Annotated in this window: 15 protein-coding genes and 1 pseudogene; 10 read left to right on the top strand and 6 right to left on the bottom strand. The window is 74.6% G+C overall.

Going from position 1 to position 17,633, the window contains the following annotated elements:
- Positions 1 to 149 precede the first annotated feature (149 nt).
- The 6 genes from KBY47_RS19550 to KBY47_RS19525 all read right to left on the bottom strand — a co-directional run bounded on the left by KBY47_RS19550 (position 150) and on the right by KBY47_RS19525 (position 7,016).
- Positions 150 to 1,331 (bottom strand): ROK family transcriptional regulator, encoded by a 1,182-nt coding sequence (locus tag KBY47_RS19550; protein WP_210922460.1) that lies wholly within the window; start codon positions 1,329 to 1,331, stop codon positions 150 to 152.
- 245 nt (positions 1,332 to 1,576) lie between these two features.
- Positions 1,577 to 2,254 carry a GntR family transcriptional regulator gene (locus KBY47_RS19545; protein WP_210922459.1) on the bottom strand — a complete coding sequence of 226 codons (678 nt, stop codon included), beginning with the start codon at positions 2,252 to 2,254 and terminating at the stop codon, positions 1,577 to 1,579.
- Positions 2,255 to 2,433: 179 nt separating this feature from the next.
- Positions 2,434 to 3,378, bottom strand: coding sequence for a beta-ketoacyl-ACP synthase III (locus KBY47_RS19540; protein WP_210922458.1), 945 nt, complete (start codon positions 3,376 to 3,378; stop codon positions 2,434 to 2,436).
- 253 nt (positions 3,379 to 3,631) lie between these two features.
- A complete protein-coding gene (locus KBY47_RS19535; RefSeq protein ID WP_210922457.1) occupies positions 3,632 to 4,963 on the bottom strand; it encodes an OFA family MFS transporter in 1,332 nt (443 codons plus the stop codon).
- A gap of 105 nt (positions 4,964 to 5,068) precedes the next feature.
- A complete protein-coding gene (locus tag KBY47_RS19530) occupies positions 5,069 to 5,980 on the bottom strand; it encodes a universal stress protein (RefSeq protein WP_210922456.1) in 912 nt (303 codons plus the stop codon).
- Positions 5,981 to 6,131: 151 nt separating this feature from the next.
- Positions 6,132 to 7,016 carry a universal stress protein gene (locus KBY47_RS19525; RefSeq protein ID WP_210922455.1) on the bottom strand — a complete coding sequence of 295 codons (885 nt, stop codon included), beginning with the start codon at positions 7,014 to 7,016 and terminating at the stop codon, positions 6,132 to 6,134.
- A 172-nt stretch (positions 7,017 to 7,188) separates the two neighbouring features.
- On the opposite strand from KBY47_RS19525, the pseudogene KBY47_RS19520 reads away from it, so the two are divergent.
- The 10 genes and pseudogenes from KBY47_RS19520 to hypE all read left to right on the top strand — a co-directional run.
- Positions 7,189 to 7,653: pseudogene (locus tag KBY47_RS19520) on the top strand (hydrogenase maturation protease); the annotation flags it as partial.
- A gap of 233 nt (positions 7,654 to 7,886) precedes the next feature.
- Positions 7,887 to 10,190 carry a carbamoyltransferase HypF gene (hypF, locus tag KBY47_RS19515; RefSeq protein WP_210922453.1) on the top strand — a complete coding sequence of 768 codons (2,304 nt, stop codon included), beginning with the start codon at positions 7,887 to 7,889 and terminating at the stop codon, positions 10,188 to 10,190.
- Positions 10,191 to 10,195: 5 nt separating this feature from the next.
- Positions 10,196 to 10,474, top strand: coding sequence for a HypC/HybG/HupF family hydrogenase formation chaperone (locus tag KBY47_RS19510; RefSeq protein ID WP_210922452.1), 279 nt, complete (start codon positions 10,196 to 10,198; stop codon positions 10,472 to 10,474).
- A gap of 301 nt (positions 10,475 to 10,775) precedes the next feature.
- Positions 10,776 to 11,939 carry a 4Fe-4S dicluster domain-containing protein gene (locus tag KBY47_RS19505; protein ID WP_210922451.1) on the top strand — a complete coding sequence of 388 codons (1,164 nt, stop codon included), beginning with the start codon at positions 10,776 to 10,778 and terminating at the stop codon, positions 11,937 to 11,939.
- Positions 11,936 to 12,394 carry a cyclic nucleotide-binding domain-containing protein gene (locus KBY47_RS19500; RefSeq protein WP_210922450.1) on the top strand — a complete coding sequence of 153 codons (459 nt, stop codon included), beginning with the start codon at positions 11,936 to 11,938 and terminating at the stop codon, positions 12,392 to 12,394. Before KBY47_RS19505 ends, KBY47_RS19500 begins: the two co-directional genes overlap by 4 nt.
- Positions 12,391 to 13,209 (top strand): FAD/NAD(P)-binding protein, encoded by an 819-nt coding sequence (locus tag KBY47_RS19495; RefSeq protein ID WP_210922449.1) that lies wholly within the window; start codon positions 12,391 to 12,393, stop codon positions 13,207 to 13,209. The genes KBY47_RS19500 and KBY47_RS19495 overlap by 4 nt, the downstream gene beginning before the upstream one ends.
- 26 nt (positions 13,210 to 13,235) lie before the next feature.
- A complete protein-coding gene (locus KBY47_RS19490; RefSeq protein WP_308405206.1) occupies positions 13,236 to 14,021 on the top strand; it encodes an oxidoreductase in 786 nt (261 codons plus the stop codon).
- A complete protein-coding gene (locus KBY47_RS19485) occupies positions 14,018 to 15,349 on the top strand; it encodes a Ni/Fe hydrogenase subunit alpha (RefSeq protein ID WP_210922448.1) in 1,332 nt (443 codons plus the stop codon). The genes KBY47_RS19490 and KBY47_RS19485 overlap by 4 nt, the downstream gene beginning before the upstream one ends.
- A 16-nt stretch (positions 15,350 to 15,365) precedes the next feature.
- Positions 15,366 to 16,469, top strand: a complete 1,104-nt coding sequence (gene hypD / locus KBY47_RS19480; RefSeq protein ID WP_210922447.1) for a hydrogenase formation protein HypD — start codon at positions 15,366 to 15,368, stop codon at positions 16,467 to 16,469.
- Positions 16,466 to 17,500, top strand: coding sequence for a hydrogenase expression/formation protein HypE (gene hypE, locus KBY47_RS19475; protein WP_210922446.1), 1,035 nt, complete (start codon positions 16,466 to 16,468; stop codon positions 17,498 to 17,500). Before hypD ends, hypE begins: the two co-directional genes overlap by 4 nt.
- Positions 17,501 to 17,633: the final 133 nt, after the last annotated feature.

Here is a 17,633-nt window from a genome sequence, read left to right as displayed (position 1 = left end):
GGCGTGCGGGCCGGTTCAGGGCAGGGCGGAACGGGGCAGGGCAGAGCTGGGCAGGACGTGGCGGGGCAGGGCAGGGCAGAGCAGGGCGGGGCAGGGGTGGTGCCGGGCGTGGTGCCTGACGAGCCGTGGTGCGGTGCGGGGTTGCGCGGTTACGCCGGTGAGAACAGATGGTCGCTGATGAGCCGGGCCGCGCCGATGACTCCGGCGGTGGGGCCCAACTCGCCCAGGACGATGGGGAGGTTGCCGGTCGCCAGCGGCAGCGACTGGCGGTAGACCTGGGTGCGGATCGCGGCGAGCAGGGTGTGGCCGAGGCCGGTCACCCCGCCGCCGATCACCACCAGGCCGGGGTTGAAGAAGCTGACCAGACCGGCGATGACCTTGCCGGAGTGGTTGCCGCCCTCGCGGATCAGGTCCAGGGCGGTGGCGTCGCCCGCGGCAGCGGCGGCGGCGACGTCGACGGCGCTGAGGCCGCCGCCCGCCTCCAGCCGTGCGGCGAGTTCGGCCGAGTGGCCCTGCTGGGCCGCCTCCAGCGCGTCGCGGGCGAGCGCGGCGCCGCTGAAGTGGGCTTCGAGACAGCCCCGGTTGCCGCAGGCGCACGGGCGTCCGTCGGGCACGGCCTGGATGTGCCCGATGTCGCCCGCGCTGCCCGTCGTACCGCGGTAGACCTCTCCGCCGACGACGATGCCGCAGCCGATACCGGTGCCGATCTTGACGCAGAGGAAGTCGTTGACGGTCCGGGCGACTCCGGCGTGCTGTTCCCCCATCGCCATGAGGTTCACGTCGTTGTCGACCATGACCGGGCAGCCGAGTTCCTGGCTGAGCGCCTCCCGCACCGGGAAGCCGTCCCAGCCGGGCATGATCGGGGGCGCCACGGGGACGCCCTCGGGGAACCGCACCGGGCCCGGGACGCCGATGCCGGCGCCGTCGAAGCCCTCCGCGAGTCCCGATGCCCGCAGTTTCGCCGCCATGGCGAGGACCTGCTCGAAGACCGCGACCGGGCCTTCGCGTACCTCCATGGGCTGGGTGATGTGCCCCAGGATCTCCAGTTCGGCGTTGGTGACCGCGACGTCGATGGAGGTCGCGCCGATGTCGACACCGAGGAACCGCAGATTGGGGGCGAGCCGGATGTTGTGGGAGCGTCGGCCGCCGCGGGAGGCGGCGAGCCCGTCGGCCACCACCAGTCCGGTCTCCAGCAGCCGGTCCACCTCCACCGCCAGCTTGGACCGGGACAGATCGACCTGGTCGCCCAGCTGGGCCCGGGAGTTGGGGCCGCCGTCGCGCAGCAGCTTCAGCAGTTTGGCCTGATGGGCGTTAGCGGGTCGCGCCGTCATACGTCTCACGAGCCCCTCCCCGCCTCTGTCGGCCTGTGTGCGCCGGGTTTCCGCCACTGCTGTGGCTTGCTTCGGTAGGGGAACGTAGCAGCGGCTGCCATGACTGGGAAGAAGTCGTGCACGAATTACCGACGACTTTTTCCACTCGCAGGACAAAGCCGGGGTGCACAACGGGCGCAATGACAACACTCAGGGCGCGCGCCGCGCTGAAGGCATGGGCGCGCGCCCGGTTCTGAGGCGTGGGGTCAGGGCTGCTGCCGGGCGTGATATGAGCGGCGGGTGTGCTCGGTGTGTTCACGCATCAGCCGGGTGGCCGACTGCTCGTCGCGGGCCACGATCGCCGCGATCAGGTCCCGGTGCTCCACCCAGGACTGGTGGCCGCGCTGCCGGGCGACCGGCGTGTAGTACCAGCGCACGCGCCGGTCGACCTGGGCGGCGAGTTCGGCGAGGACCGCGTTCCCGGCCAGCTCCATGATCTTGGCGTGGAAGCGGGCGTTGAGCGCCACGGCGGCGTCCACGTCGTCGTCGGCGACGGCCTCCAGCCCCTCGTGCAGCAGGGCCTCCAGCGCGTCGATGCCGTCCTTGGTGGCGTTGGCCGCGGCGAGCCGGGCGGCCTCGGCCTCCAGCAGCGTACGGACGGTCAGCAACTGGTCGGCCTCCTCCTCGGTGGGCTCGTGCACGAACGCGCCCTGGGCGGGCCGCAGATCGACCCAGCCCTCGGTGTTGAGGCGTTGCAGCGCCTCGCGCACCGGCTGGCGCGACACCCCGAGGTGACCGGCGAGTTCGCTCTCGACGAGGTGCTGGCCCGGCTGGAGGGCGCGGGTGGTGATGAGTTCCAGGAGCGCCTCGTAGACCCGGTCGCGCAGCGGTCCGGGCCGTTCGAGCTTGGGCACCGCCCCCTGCGGCAGTCCTGTCGACAACATCGGTCCCCCTCCTCGGCGGGCCGTGCACGGCGGGCGCGGGACCCGCGGTGGCGCCGGTCCCTGCGGCACTGGTAGCCAGTATCGATTGTCTTTCGTCTACAGTCTACGGCGCACAAGTGCCAGCCCATGGGTGAGTCGACCTCGTCACACACCCGCCCGAAGTGCGGTTGCGCCGCTGCTCAAGGGCAGCGGACGACCTGCCCGGCGTACGACAGGTTGCCGCCGAAGCCGAACAGCAGCACCGGGTCGCCGGTGGTGACCGCGCCCTGTTCGACGAGCTTGGAGAAGGCCAGCGGGATGCTCGCGGCCGAGGTGTTGCCCGACTCGGTGACATCGCGGGCGACCACCGCGTTGACGGCGCCGATCTTCTCGGCGAGGGGTTCGATGATCCGCAGGTTGGCCTGGTGCAGCACGACCGCGGCGAGGTCGGCGGGGGCGAGACCGGCCCGCTCGCAGGCCCGCCGGGCGATCGGGGGCAGTTGGGTGGTCGCCCAGCGGTAGACGCTCTGCCCCTCCTGCGCGAACCGCGCCGGTACGCCCTCGATGCGCACCGCGTGCCCCATCTCGGGCACCGAGCCCCACAGCACCGGCCCGATGCCCGCGTCCGCGGAACCGGCCGCCTCGACCACGGCGGCGCCCGCCCCGTCCCCGACCAGCACACAGGTCGTACGGTCCGTCCAGTCGGTGACGTCGGACATCTTGTCGGCGCCGATCACCAGCGCCCGGGCCGCGGCGCCCGCCCGCACGGCGTGGTCGGCGGTGGCCAGGGCGTGGGTGAACCCGGCGCACACCACGTTGACGTCCATGGCGGCGGGCGAGGGCACCCCCAGCCGGGCGGCGACCCGGGCGGCCGTGTTCGGGGAGCGGTCGATGGCCGTGGAGGTGGCGACCACGACCAGGTCGATGTCACCGGGGGTGAGGCCCGCCGTGGCGAGCGCCTTGGCGGCGGCGTGCGCGGCCAGCTCGTCGACCGGTTCGTCGGGCCCGGCGATATGGCGGGTGCGGATGCCCACCCGGCTTCTGATCCACTCGTCGCTGGTGTCGACCAGGTCCGCCAGGTCCTCGTTGGTGAGCACCTTGGCTGGCTGGTAGTGGCCTAGCGAGGCGATGCGCGAGCCGTTCATGGGTGGGATCCCCCTCGTTGCCTTGGGTAGCGGGATTCACCAGTGTGATCAGTGACTCACGGGTACGGCGGCAGGCAAGGCGACAGGAATCGGGCGCCCGAGTTGTCGGCTTCCATCAGACCCTCGGACGCCCGAACACCTGTCGGACACTCACCCCGTGAAGAGTTGGGTGGCCTTGCGGACCAACTCGTAGAGCCCATAGCCGAGCGGCGCCCCCACCCACAGCCAGGCGAAGGCGATCAACGCACGCCGGTCAGGCGGACTCTGGCTGCTGTCCTCGGACATCGGCGGCCTCCCTCGGCGCGGTGACATGGTGACGGGGATCGACGGGGCGGACGAACTCGTTGGCGACGAAGCCGACGACGAGCAGCCCGATCATGATGACGAACGACGTTCCGTACAGGGCGGATCCGGACTTGCCCGCCTCCTCCTGCCGGTCCGCTATCCAGTTCACGATCAGCGGGCCGAGGACGCCCGCCGTGGACCAGGCGGTGAGCAGCCGCCCGTGGATGGCGCCGACCTGGTAGGTGCCGAAGAGGTCCGTCAGATAGGCGGGGACGGTGGCGAACCCGCCGCCGTAGAAGGAGAGGATCACCAGCGCGCACAGGATGAACAGCGGCTTGCTCGCGTCACCGAACAGCGCGATGAGGAGGTACATCAGCGCTCCGGCGCCCAGGTAGACGCGGTAGATGTTCTTGCGGCCGATCAGGTCTGAGGTGGACGACCAGGTGATCCGTCCGGCCATGTTGGCGGCGGACAGCAGGGCGACGAAGCCGGCGGCGGCCGTGGCCGACACGGGGGTCGGGGTGTCGGCGAAGAAGTCCGTGATCATGGGGGCGGCCTTCTCCAGGATGCCGATGCCCGCGGTGACGTTCATGCACAGCACGACCCACAGGCACCAGAACTGCGGGGTGCGCACGGCGCTGCGGGCCGAGACCTGCACACCGTCCACCGTGCTCGGCGCGGACGCCACCGGCCGCTCACCGCGCGTCACCCGCACCAGCAGGACACCGAGCAGCATGAACACCGCGTACGTCAGCCCGTGGACCAGGAACGCCATGGCGATCCCGGAGTTGTCGGCACCGAACGACTCCAGCATCCGCGCCGACCACGGCGAGGCGATCAGCGCGCCGCCGCCGAAGCCCATGATGGCGATGCCGGTGGCCATGCCGGGCCGGTCCGGGAACCACTTGATCAGAGTGGAGACCGGGGAGATGTAGCCGATGCCGAGGCCGATGCCGCCGACGAAGCCGTAGCCGAAGACGATCAGCCAGTACTGCTCGGTGGCGGCGCCGAGCGCGGCGAGCAGGAAGCCGGACGAGAAGCACACCAGGGCGACGGTCATCGCCCAGCGCGGCCCGTTGCGCTCCACGAGCGTGCCGCCGAACGCGGCCGACAGGCCGAGCATCACGATGCCGAGCTGGAAGGGCAGCGCGCTCTGGGTGCCGCTGAGGCCGAGCGCGGATTCCAGGGGCGGCTTGAACACGCTCCAGGCGTAGGCCTGGCCGATGGAGAGGTGGACGGAGAGAGCGGCGGGTGGCACGAGCCAACGGCTCCAGCCCGGGGGTGCGACGGGGGGACTCATGATCCCGGACGATAGGAACGGGTACGGGAGTTGAGAACCCTCGGGTCGACCGTATGCGATGAGCGGTATGCCGTGTGCGGTGAGCGGTATTCCGCGGCTGGGGGGTCAGTCGTGCGGCACCAGTGCCACCGGACCCCGCACCTGGTGGATCAGGGCGTGCGCGACCGGCCCGGTGTGCGGGACCGTCACCGTGGCGCGCCGCCGCAGGCCCACCACCAGCAGGCCGGCCCCGTCGGCGGCCGGTACCAGCACATGGGCCGGGCGGCCCTCGTGGCAGACCTCCGAGACGGACACGGCCGGGTACTTCTCGCGCCACGGCAGCAGCAGCTCGGCCAGCTCACGCTCCGCCGACCGGCACACGCTCGCCCGCCGCTCGGCGGCGTCCGGCAGGCCGCGGGCGAACGGCAGGTGCCAGGCGTGCACGGCGCGCAGCGGCGCCCGCCGCAGGTCGGCTGCGCGGAAGGCGAAGGCGATGACGTCGTCGCTGGGCTCGTCGACATCGACGGCGACGGCGACGGCGACCTCACGGCAGGGGGTGCGCACCGACGGGCCGCCGGTCTCGTCCGGCACGTGCTCGTCCTCGGCCGCCGCGCCGTCGCGCACCAGCACGATCGGGCGCGCGCAGCGGGCGACGGTCGCCATGGCGACCGACCCGGAGACGAACCCGCCGAGACCGGTCGGTCCCTGGCTGCCGATCACCAGCAGTTCGGCGTGCTCACCCTCCGCGAGCAGGGCGGGCACGGGCGGTTTGGCCACCTGCTCGGCGGTGACGGTGAGCTGCGGGTACCGCTCCGCCAGCCGGTCGAGCGTATGGCGCAGCACATGGCGGGCGTGCTGCTGCGGGGCCCGCAGCTCGGGCAGGGCGGCGGCCTCGACGGCGCCCTCCGGCAGGCCCGCCTCCCAGGCGTGCACGAGCCGGAGCGGGAGTCCGCGGCGCAGTGCCTCGCGGGCCGCCCAGTCGGCGGCGGCGAAACCCTCGCGTGAGCCGTCCACACCGGCAACCACTGGCCTGATCATGACCGTCACCTCCTGGTCATGCGGTGGGTGTGCGGGGCGGCCGGGGCGGGCCGCGCTGCCGGAGACACGAGGGGCCTCCGACCACCAGCGTGAGCCACGTGGGCCCCGAGCGCCAAGGGCCGTTCGGCCCCGGCAGCGCACCTGGGCCCGCTCAGTCGTGCTGCGGCACGACCGCGACCGGGCACTCCGCGTGGTGCAGCAGTGTGTGGGCGACCCTGCCGAGCTGGAGGCCGATGTGGCCCTGACGGCGCCGGGCGCCGACGACCACGAGATCGGCGGCGGCGGAGTGGCGCACCAGCACCTTGCGTGCCGGGCCCTCCACCGTCGTACGGCGCACCCGCAGGCCGGGGTGGTCGGCCAGCGGGCCGCCGAGCAGTTCGTCGAGCTGGGTGAGGGCGCGTTCCTCGTGGTGGCGGGCCGGTTCCTGGGCGAGGGCGCCCGTGTCGGCGCTCTCGTGGACGGGGCAGCGCCAGGCGCGGACCGCGTCCAGGGTGGCGCCGCGGACCTCGGCCTCGCGGACGGCGAACCGGGCCGCCGCGCTGCCGGAGGCCGGTTCCCCGGCGCCGAGCAGGACGCGGTCGTGGCCGCCGGTGAGTCCGGTCCGGTCGCCGCGGACGACGATCACCGGGCAGTGCGCGCGGGCGGCGACCGCCAGGCTCACCGAGCCGAGCAGCAGCCCTTTCAGCTCGCCGCGCCCCCGGGAGCCGGTGACCAGGGCGAAGGCGTGGTCGGCGGCGCGCAGCAGCGCGTCCACCGGGTCGGAGGTGTGCACGGCCGTGGAGAGTTTCACGTCGGGCTCGCGGCGCCGGGCGCGTTCGGCCGCGGAGGCGACGATGTGCTCGGACAGCACCTGCTCGGAGGGCCGTTTCAGGTCCCCGGAGAGGGTGATGCCCTCGTAGCGCTCCCAGAGGGAGGCGTACACCAGCCGCAGTGGCACGCCGTGGCGGGCGGCCTCGTCGACGGCCCAGTCGACCGCCGTCAGACTGCCGTCCGATCCGTCGACGCCCACGAGCAGGGGCAGTTCCGTCGTCGTCATCGTTGCCACCGCCTCGTCGTCGGGCAGGGTGCGTACAGGTCCATGCTCACCGTGGCAGCCGGGGCGGCCGGGCAGGAGGGGCTGTTCGGGCCCGGCGGGGACCGGTCGGCCCCTGGCACCGGGGCGCGGTGGGGAGCAGCATGGCGGAAGGGCCCGGAGTGAGGAGCGGGAGATGTCCGTCGGCCGGATCGTCGTCATCGGGGTCGGCAACGAGTTCCGCCACGACGACGGTGTCGGCTGGGCGGTGACGGCACGGCTCGCGGAGCGCGCCGCCGCCCGGCCGCTGCCGCCGGGCACCGTCCTGGAGAACTGCGACGGCGACCCGGCCAGGCTGCTGGGCCTGTGGGAGGGCGCCGCCCTCGCGGTCGTCGTCGACGCCGCGCACGCGCGCCCCCCGCACCCGGGCCGCGTCCACCGGCTCACCCTGGACGGCACGGGGACCGCCCGCACCACGACGACCAGCTCGCACGGGCTGGGCCTCGGGGACGCGGTGGAGCTGTCCCGCGTCCTGGACCGGCTGCCGGGCCGTCTGGTGGTGTACGCCGTCGAGGGCGCCGACCGTTCGCAGGGCCGGGGTCTGTCCGCCGCCGTGGCGGCCCGCGTGGAGGAGGTCGCGGACGCGGTGGAGGCGGACCTGCGGCACGGTCCGGGTGGACCGGACGACGCCCACGGCCCGGCTGGACCGGACGACGCCCACGGCCCGGCTGGTCCGGACGACGCCCACGGCCCGGCTGGACCGGACGACGCCCACGGCCCGGCTGGTCCGGCCGGGCCGGGGAAGCCGACCGGTGCGGGCGGCCGGGGGGTCCGGCCCGGCAGCCTCGCCCGTCCCGGCGGCGTCGCCCGCCCCGGCGGGAAGGGGGCGCCGTCATGAGCGAGCGCCGCACCCGGCACATCGAGGTCTTCGGCCGCGTCCAGGGCGTCGGCTTCCGGCCGTACGTGCACCGGACCGCGACCGCGCTGGGCCTGGACGGCTGGGTGCGCAATGTCGACGGCCATGTGGAACTGACCGTCTCCGGCGGCCCCGACGGGCTGCGCGAACTGGTCGCACGGCTGCGTGACCGGCCGCCGCCGCTGGCCGCCGTACGCCGGATCGAGGTGACGGACGTCCCCGGCGACCGGGCGCCCCCCAATGCCGGGTTCACGGTGGTGGCGAGCCAGGCCGACCCGTCGGCCGCGCCCCGCGAGATCCCGCCGGACGCGGCGATCTGCGAGGCGTGTCTGGCGGAGCTGTCCGACCCGGCGGACCGGCGGTACCGCTACCCGTTCGTCAACTGCACCGACTGCGGACCCCGGGCCACCGTGATCGAGGAGCTTCCGTACGACCGCGAGCGCACCACGATGCGCCGCTTCCCGCTCTGCCCCGACTGCGCGGCCGAGTACGCCGACCCGGCCGACCGGCGCTTCCACGCCGAGCCGCTCGCCTGCCCGGTGTGCGGTCCCCGGCTCGCCTGGGACGGGCTGCGGGGCGAGGAGGCGCTGCGGGCGGCGGTGCGGGCCGTCGGCGCGGGCGGCATCGTCGCGGTGAAGGGGCTCGGCGGCTACCAGCTGGTGTGCGACGCCACCGACGCGGCGGCGGTGGACCGGCTCAGGGAGCGCAAGCGCAGGCCCGCCAAGCCGTTCGCCGTGATGGTGGGTGACCTGGCCGGGGCCCGGCGGCTGGCGCACGTCGGCCGGACCGAGGCGGCGGTGCTGGCCTCGCCGCAGCGCCCGGTCGTCCTGCTCCGGGCCCGGCGCCGCGGTACGCCGCTCGCCGCCGGGGTCCATCCCGGCACCGGGCGGGTGGGGCTCTTCCTGCCCACCACCGGCCTGCACCACCTGCTGCTGGGCGAGCTGGCCCGGCCGCTGGTCGTCACCAGCGGCAACCTCGCCGACGAGCCCATCGCCACCGACGACGGCGAGGCCCGCCGGTCGCTCGGCACGGTCGCCGACGGGTCCCTGACCCATGACCGGCCCATCCGGGCGCGCTACGACGACTCGGTGGTGCACACCGCCCACGGCGCGGTGCTGCTGCTGCGCCGGGCCCGCGGCTACGCGCCCGCGCCGCTCGCCCTGCCGGTGCCCGCGCCCGTCCCCGTGGTGGGCGCCGGTGCCCAGCTCAAGCACACCTTCGCGCTGGCCGGGGCGGGCCGCGTCCATCTCGGTACCCACACCGGCGACCTCGCCGACGCGTCGACGTACGAGGCGTTCGAGACGTCGTACGCCGATCTGACCCGGCTCACCGGCATCGCGCCCCGGGTCGTCGCCCACGACCTGCACCCCGGCTATCTGTCGACCCGGTGGGCGACCGGGGGGCGGCGCTTCGAGCGGCGGATCGCCGTCCAGCACCATCACGCGCACGTGGCCGCGGTCGCCGCCGAGCACGCCCTGACCGGGCCGTTCACCGGGGTCGCCTACGACGGTCTCGGCCTGGGCGACGACGGCACCCTGTGGGGCGGGGAGGTGCTGGTCGCCGGGCTGGCGGGCTACCGCCGGGTGGGCCGCTTCGCGCGGGCTCCGCTGCCCGGCGGGGAGGCCGCCGTCCGGCATCCGGCGCGGATGGCGCTCGGCTACCTGCACGGCCTCGAACCGCTCGGCGGGCCCCGGCCCGGACCGGACCTCGTGCGGCCGTTCACCGACCGGCTCGACACCCGCGAGGCCGCGGTCGTCCGGGCCATGGTGGAACGCGGCGTCAACTGCCCACCGGCCTCCAGCGCGGGCCGCCTGTTCGACGCGGCGGCGAGCCTGCTCGGCCTCGGCGACACCGTGTCGTACGAGGGTCAGGCCGCCGTCGCCCTGGAGAGCGCGGCGGGCGGCCACCGGGCGGACGCGCTGCCGTGGCGGCTGGCACGGGCGGACGGCCTGTGGGTGTACGACCCGGCGCCGACGCTCACCGCGCTCCTGGAGGGGCTCGCGGACGGGGTGCGGGTTCCCCTGCTCGCCGCCGCCTTCCACACGGCCGTCGCCGAGGTCACCGCGGCGCTGGTCGGCCGGGCCGTGGCCGACGGCGCCCCGCGCACCGTGTGCCTGGGCGGCGGCTGCTTCCAGAACACACGGCTGCTGACCGAGGTCTCCGGTCTGCTGCGCGCCCGCGGCCTGCGGGTTCTCACCGGGCGGGCCGTGCCGGTCAACGACGGTGGCATCAGCTACGGCCAGTCGGCGGTCGCGGCCGCCGTACTGGCGGGAGAGGGGTGAGGGCGATGTGCCTGGGCATCCCCGGCCGGATCGTCGACGTCCGCGAGGAGGCGGGCCTGCGCACCGGCACGGTCGACTTCGGCGGGGTGCGCCGTGAGGTGTGCCTCGCCTACACGCCGGACGCCGGGGTGGGGGCGTACGTCGTCGTCCACGTCGGGTTCGCCATCGCCCGGGTCGACGAGGCCGAGGCCGAGCGCACGCTGGAGGTGCTGCGGGCCATGGCCGACGCGGTGACGGGCGAGCTGGGCGAGCCGCTGCCCGCCCGCCGCGAGAGGGCGGACTGAAGTGACCGGTGGTGCGGAAGAGGGCCGAACGGCCCTGGTGGCGGGGCGCCGGACGCGGTGTACTGGAGGTGACGGGAAGGACCCGGCACAGACGCGGAGCAGCGGTTTCCCCCGGCCGCTCACCGCGCAATTCGGATCCGCGAGAAGCGGGTGAGTCCTTCCCGTCCTTTCGTGCCCGGACACCGTCCAGGGGGGCCGAAGGGCCCTCGGATCGGGTCCGGGCGGCCTGTGGCGCCGGGCGGCGCCCGGGCGGACGCTGGAACGAGTAGCCCCCACGGCCTCCGCACGGAGGGGAAGTCTCATGTCCGACCGTCGCACCGCCGCCGTCCTGGACCTAACCGGGCTCGACGCCCTGGTCCAGGTGCTGCGCGGCCGGGGCCGCACCGTCGTCGGACCGACCGTGCGGGACGCCGCCGTGGTCCTCGCGGAGATCACCTCCGCCGACGAACTGCCGTTCGGCTGGGGCACCGAGGTCGAGGCGGGCCGCTACCGGCTGGTGCCACGCGCCGACGGCGCGGCCTTCGCGCACACCACCGGCCCGCAGTCGTGGAAGGCGTTCCTGCACCCCGAGCGGGAGCGGCTGTGGAGCGCCGACCGTACGGCGGACGGGGACCTGTCGGTGACCGGGGAACCGCCCGCGCACCCGTCGTACGCCTTCCTCGGCGTGCGCCCCTGCGACCTGCGGGCCATCGCGATCCAGGACCGGGTGCTGGCCGGGGGCCGCTACCAGGACGACGGCTACGCCGCCCGCCGCACCGGTGCCTTCCTGGTGGCCGTCGAGTGCACGGAGCCGGGCGCCACCTGCTTCTGCGTCTCCATGGGCGCCGGGCCGGGTGCCGACGAGGGCTTCGACCTCGCGCTCACCGAGGTGGTGGACGAGGCGGGTCACCGCTTCCTCGTCCGCGTCGGGAGCGAGGCCGGCCAGGCCGTCCTCGCCGAGGTCCCGCACCACGGCGCCGACGAGCGGACGTCCGCCGCCGCCCGGGACGCCGTGGCCGCGGCGCGGGAGCGAATGGGCCGGACCATGCCGCCCGTTGACCTGCGCGCGCTGCTCGGTGAGAGCCTGACCGCGGACCGCTGGGACGATGTCGCCGAGCGCTGTCTGACCTGCGGCAACTGCACCATGGTGTGCCCGACCTGCTTCTGCACGACCACCGAGGAGGTCACCGACCTCACCGGGACGCACGCCGAGCGGTGGCAGCGCTGGGACTCCTGCTTCGACCTGGACTTCAGCCGTCTGCACGAAGGCCCCGTACGGTCCTTGGGCCGCAGCCGCTACCGGCAGTGGCTGACCCACAAACTCTCCACCTGGTACGAGCAGTTCGGCAGCTCCGGCTGCGTGGGCTGCGGGCGCTGTATCACCTGGTGCCCCGTCGGCATCGACATCACCGAGGAGGCCGCGGCGCTCGACGAGGAGCGCGCCGCCCGGTCCCGGCACGAGACCCACGAGGAGACGCGACGATGACCTCCACCACCACCCTCGCCGCCGCCCTGCCCGCCGAACACCGCGCACGGCTGATGCGGTTCGCCCGCGAGGCCTCCTTCGCGTCGGGCGCCCGCCTGTTCGAGGAGGGCGAGCGCGCCGACCGGTTCTGGATCGTGCGGACCGGCACCGTCGTGCTGGACCTGAGTGTGCCCGGCCGCCGCCCCGCGGTCATCGAGTCGCTGGGCCACGGTGAACTCGTCGGCTGGTCCTGGCATTTCCCGCCGTACTGGTGGCAGCTGGGCGCCGAGGCGCTCAGCCCGGTGCGGGCCTGGGAGTTCGACGCGAACACCGTACGGGCCCTGTGCGAGGAGGACGCCGAGTTCGGCCGCGCGGTCGCCACCTGGGTCGGCCGGGTGGTCGCCGACCGGCTGCACGCCTCCCGCATCCGGCTGCTCGACCTGTACGCCCCGCACGGCAGCGGGAGCCGGTCATGACGAGCGTCCCGCTGCCCTACCGGGTGACCGCGGTACGGCCCGAGGCCGCCGACACGGTCAGTGTCGCGCTGGCCCCGGCGGGCGCCGCGGTCCTCGCGCCCTTCGCTCCGGGGCAGTTCGCGATGGTGTACGCCTTCGGGGTGGGCGAGATCCCGGTCTCGGTGTCCCGGATCGACCGTCACGAGCTGACGCACACGGTCCGCTCGGTCGGCGCGGTCTCGGCGGCGCTGTGCGCGCTGCGCCCCGGCGACCTGGTGGGCCTGCGCGGCCCGTTCGGCACCGGCTGGGACCTGGGCCGGGCCCGCGGCCGGGACGTCCTGGTCGTCGCGGGCGGCATCGGCCTCGCCCCGCTGCGCCCCCTGCTGGACGCCGTACTCGCCGCCCCGCACGCCTACGGGCGGCTGAACCTGCTGGTCGGCGCCCGCAGCGCGGAGGACCTGCTGTACGCCCGGCAGCTGCGGGCCTGGGCGAGCGCGCACGGCCCACTGAACTGCGCGGTCACCGTGGACCGCCCCTCCCCCGGCTGGCCGGGCCGCGTCGGGGTGGTCACCGCGCTGCTCGACGACGCCCGGTTCACGCCGGCGAACACGACGGCGTACGTGTGCGGCCCCGAGGTGATGATCCGCGCCACCGCCCGTGCGCTGCGCGCCGTGGACGTGCCCGCGGACCGGATCCGGGTGTCGCTGGAGCGGAACATGCGCTGCGCCACCGGCACCTGCGGCCACTGCCAGCTCGGCGGGGTGCTGCTGTGCCGGGACGGTGCCGTGATCGGGTGGGACCGGGCTGGGAGCCTGCTGTCCGTGCGGGAGTTGTGAGGCCCGCCGCCGAAGGAGGTGCGATCGTGTCCGAGCCGACCGTCCCCACACTCGCCGTGTTCAAGCTGGCGTCCTGCGACGGCTGCCAGCTCACCCTGCTGGACTGCGAGGACGAGCTGCTCGCCCTCGCGGGCCGGGTGCGGATCGCGCACTTCCTGGAGGCGTCCGGTGCGGTGGAGCCCGGACCGTACGACCTCGGGCTGGTGGAGGGGTCCGTTACCACCGCCGCCGACGCCGAACGGGTCCGGGAGATCCGCGCCCAGTGCCGGGTGCTGGTGACGATCGGCGCCTGCGCCACCGCCGGCGGCATCCAGGCGCTGCGCAACTTCGCCGACGTGGAGGAGTTCACGCGCGCCGTGTACGCGCGGCCCGACTACATCGACACCCTCGCCGAATCCACCCCCGTCTCGGCCCACGTCGACGTGGACTTCGAGCTGCGCGGCTGCCCGATCGACCGCCGTCAGCTGCTGGAGGTCGTCACCGCGTTCCTCGCCGGACGCCGGCCGGACGTGCCCGACCACAGCGTGTGCTTCGAGTGCAAGCGGCGCGGTGCCGTCTGTGTCACCGTCGCCCGGGGCATCCCCTGCCTGGGCCCGGTCACGCACGCCGGATGCGGGGCGATCTGCCCGGCGTACGGCCGCGGCTGCTACGGCTGCTTCGGCCCGTCGGCCTCCCCCAACCTGCGCGCGCTGCTCGGGCTGCTGCGCCGCGACGGTCTCGACGACCGTGACGTCGCACGCCTGCTGCGCACCTTCAACGCCGCCGCGTTCGACCGGCTTGCCGAGGACCACGACGAGGAGGTGCGGACATGACCCACCAGGGCTCCCGAGTGCTGCGCGTCGGCTCGCTCGCCCGTGTGGAGGGCGAGGGCACCCTGGTGCTGCGGATGGCGGACGGCCGCGTCGAGGAGGCGTCGCTCAGCATCTACGAACCGCCCCGGTTCTTCGAGGCGTTCCTGCGCGGCCGGGTGCACACCGAGCCGCCCGACATCACCGCCCGGGTCTGCGGTATCTGCCCGGTGGCCTACCAGATGAGCGCCTGCCAGGCCGTCGAGGACGCCTGCGGTGTCACCGTGGAGCGGCCGGTGCGGGAGCTGCGGCGGCTGCTGTACTGCGGTGAGTGGATCGAGAGCCACGCCCTGCACATCCATCTGCTGCACGCCCCGGACTTCCTCGGCTGCGAGAGCGGGATCGAGCTGGCCCGCACCCAGCGGGCCGCCGTGGAGCGGGGGCTGCGGCTGAAACAGGCGGGCAACGCGGTCATGGAACTCCTCGGCGGCCGGGCCGTCCACCCGGTGAACGTCCGGCTGGGCGGCTTCCACCGGGTGCCCACCCGGGCCGAACTGCGCCCGCTGGCCGAGCGGTTGCGGCGGGCCGCCGACGACGCCTGGGACACGGCGCGCTGGGTGGCGGGCTTCGACTTCCCCGACGCGGACGTCGACGCCGACTTCCTGGCGCTGGCCGCGCCGGGCACGTACGCCGTCGAGCGGGGCACGCCGACGGTCCTGCGCACCGACGGCGTGCGGGCCGCCTTCCCGCTGCCCGCCTTCCTCGACCACGTCCGCGAGGAGCAGGTGCCGCGCTCCACCGCCCTGCACTCCCGGCTCGACGGGCGGCGCCATCTGACCGGGCCGCTCGCCCGGTTCGCGGTCGGCGGAGGGCTGCTGTCGGCGACCGCGCTGGCGGCGGCGCACGAGGCCGGGCTCGGCGATCCGCGGCGGGGCGCGGTGTGCCGCAACCCCTACCGGTCGGTCCTGGTGCGGGCCGTGGAGGTGGTGTACGCGGTGGACGAGGCGCTGCGGCTGATCGCGGGGTACGAGCCCCCGGCCCGGCCGTACGTCGAGGTGCCGCCGGTCGCCGCGACCGGGCACGGCGCCACGGAGGCGCCGCGCGGGCTGCTGTACCACCGCTACCGGCTGGACGGCGACGGCACGGTCACCGACGCCCGGATCGTGCCGCCGACGGCGCAGAACCAGGGCGCCATCGAGGACGACCTGCTGCGGGTCGCGCGGGCCGCCGTCGCCGCGGGCGGGGTGAGCGACGCGGAGCTGGCGCGGCGGTGCGAGCGGGCGGTGCGCAACCACGATCCGTGCATCTCCTGCGCCACCCACTTCCTCGACCTGACCGTCGTCCGCACCTGACCACCGGTGGGCCGTCATGAAGTACCTCGACGAATACCGTGATCCGGCGCTCGCCCGGCGGCTGCTGGACGAGCTGCGCGCCACCGCGACACGGCCGTGGCGGATCATGGAGGTGTGCGGCGGCCAGACCCACACCCTGGTCCGGCAGGGCATCGACGAACTGCTCCCGGCCGGGATGCGGATGATCCACGGGCCCGGCTGCCCGGTGTGCGTGACCCCGCTGGAGACCCTGGACCGGGCGATGGCCGTCGCCGGGCGCCCCGAGGTGATCCTCACCAGCTTCGGCGACATGCTGCGGGTGCCGGGCACCGAGACCGACCTGCTGTCGCTGCGGGCGCGCGGCGCCGACGTACGGGTGGTGTACACGCCGATGGACGCCGTCCGGCTGGCCTCCGACCGCCCGGACCGTGAGGTGGTGTTCCTCGCCGTCGGGTTCGAGACGACCGCGCCCGCCAACGCGATGGCGGTGCTGCACGCCGCCCGCCTCGGGCTCACCAACTTCTCCGTGCTGGTCAGCCATGTCCTGGTGCCGCCCGCGATGACGGCGCTGCTCGACGACCCCGACTGCGAGGTGCAGGCCTTCCTCGCGGCGGGGCATGTGTGCGCGGTGATGGGCTGGCACGAGTACGAGCCGATCGCCGCCCGCTACCGGGTGCCGATCGTGGTCACCGGCTTCGAGCCGCTGGATCTGCTGGAGGGCATCCTGATGGCCGTCCGCCAGCTGGAGTCGGGGCGCTTTGAGGTGGAGAACCAGTACGTACGGGCGGTGCGCCGGTCCGGCAACACCGCGGCGCGGGACGCCGTCCGCACCGTCTTCCGCGTCACCGACCGGGCCTGGCGCGGACTGGGCGAGCTGCCGGGCAGCGGGCTCGAACTGCGCCCGCCCTACGCCCGCTTCGACGCCGCCCGGCGCTTCGCCGTGGACGGTCTGCGCCCGGCGGAGGACCCGGTGTGCATCGCCGGTGCGGTGCTGACCGGCGCCCGGCTGCCGACCGACTGCCCGGCCTACGGCACCCGCTGTACGCCCCGCCATCCCCTGGGCGCCCCGATGGTGTCCGCCGAGGGCACCTGCGCCGCCTTCCACGCGGCCGGGCGCCGCAAGGAGGTGCCGTTGCCATGACCGCCGTATGCCCGGGCCCGCACCACGAGGACGAGGTCGTCCTGCTCGGCCACGGGGCCGGGGGGCAGTTGACCGCGGAGCTGCTGGAGGGCCTGGTGCTGCCCGCGCTGGACGGGCAGAGCGGTCCGCTGGAGGACGCCGCGCTGCTGCCGGGGCATCCGGAGCTGGTGGTCAGCACGGACAGTTTCGTGGTCAGCCCGCTGTTCTTCCCGGGCGGGGACATCGGCAGCCTGGCGGTGCACGGCACGGTCAACGACGTCGCCATGCGCGGGGCGCGGCCCCTGGCGCTGTCGGTGGCGCTGATCGTGGAGGAGGGGCTGCCGCTCGCCGAACTGCGTCGGGTGGCGGGGTCGTTGGGGGCGGCGGCGCGGGCGGCGGGGGTGCCCGTGGTCACCGGGGACACCAAGGTGGTGGGGCGCGGCGCGGTGGACCGGGTCTTCGTCAACACCACCGGTATCGGGCAGCGGCACCCGGGGCTGCGGCCGTCGGCGGCGCTGGCCCGGCCGGGGGACGCCGTGCTGCTGTCCGGCCCGATCGGGCTGCACGGCACCACGGTGCTGTCGACGCGTGAGGGCCTGGGTTTCGAGAGCGACATCGCCTCGGACAGCCGCCCGTTGCACCGGCTGGTGGCCGCGCTCGCGCCGCTCGGGGAGCGGGTGCACACGTTGCGGGACCCGACCCGGGGCGGGCTGGCCGCCGCGCTCAACGAGATCGCGCGGGACTCGGGCGTGGCGGTGGAGGTCGAGGAGGGCTCGGTGCCGGTGCCGGACGCGGTGCGGTCCGCGTGCGAACTGCTGGGGCTCGATCCGCTGGTGGTCGCCAACGAGGGATGCATGGTGGCGTTCGTGGCGCCGTCGGCGGCGCGGGAGGCGTTGGACGCGCTGCGGGCGCTGCCCGAGGGGCGGGAGGCGGTGCGGATCGGCGAGGTGCCGGCGGGCGGCCCTGAGGGACGGGTCACGCTGCGCACGCTGGTGGGTGCCCGGCGGGTGGTGGACATGCCGCTCGGGGAGCTGCTGCCGCGGATCTGCTGAGGGCGGTTGGCGGTAGCCGACAGGAAATCGACGCTTGTCCGAAGCCTTGCTGCGCCCACTTCCATACTGTAGACAATATTTCGTCGACATCCTTCGTCGACACCATTCTGCCGACAACCCTTCGGCCACGACC

Origin of the sequence: Streptomyces sp. B93, from assembly GCF_018070565.1 — a bacterium.
Lineage (GTDB): Bacteria > Actinomycetota > Actinomycetes > Streptomycetales > Streptomycetaceae > Streptomyces.
This window is presented reverse-complemented; position numbering and strand designations above follow the sequence as displayed.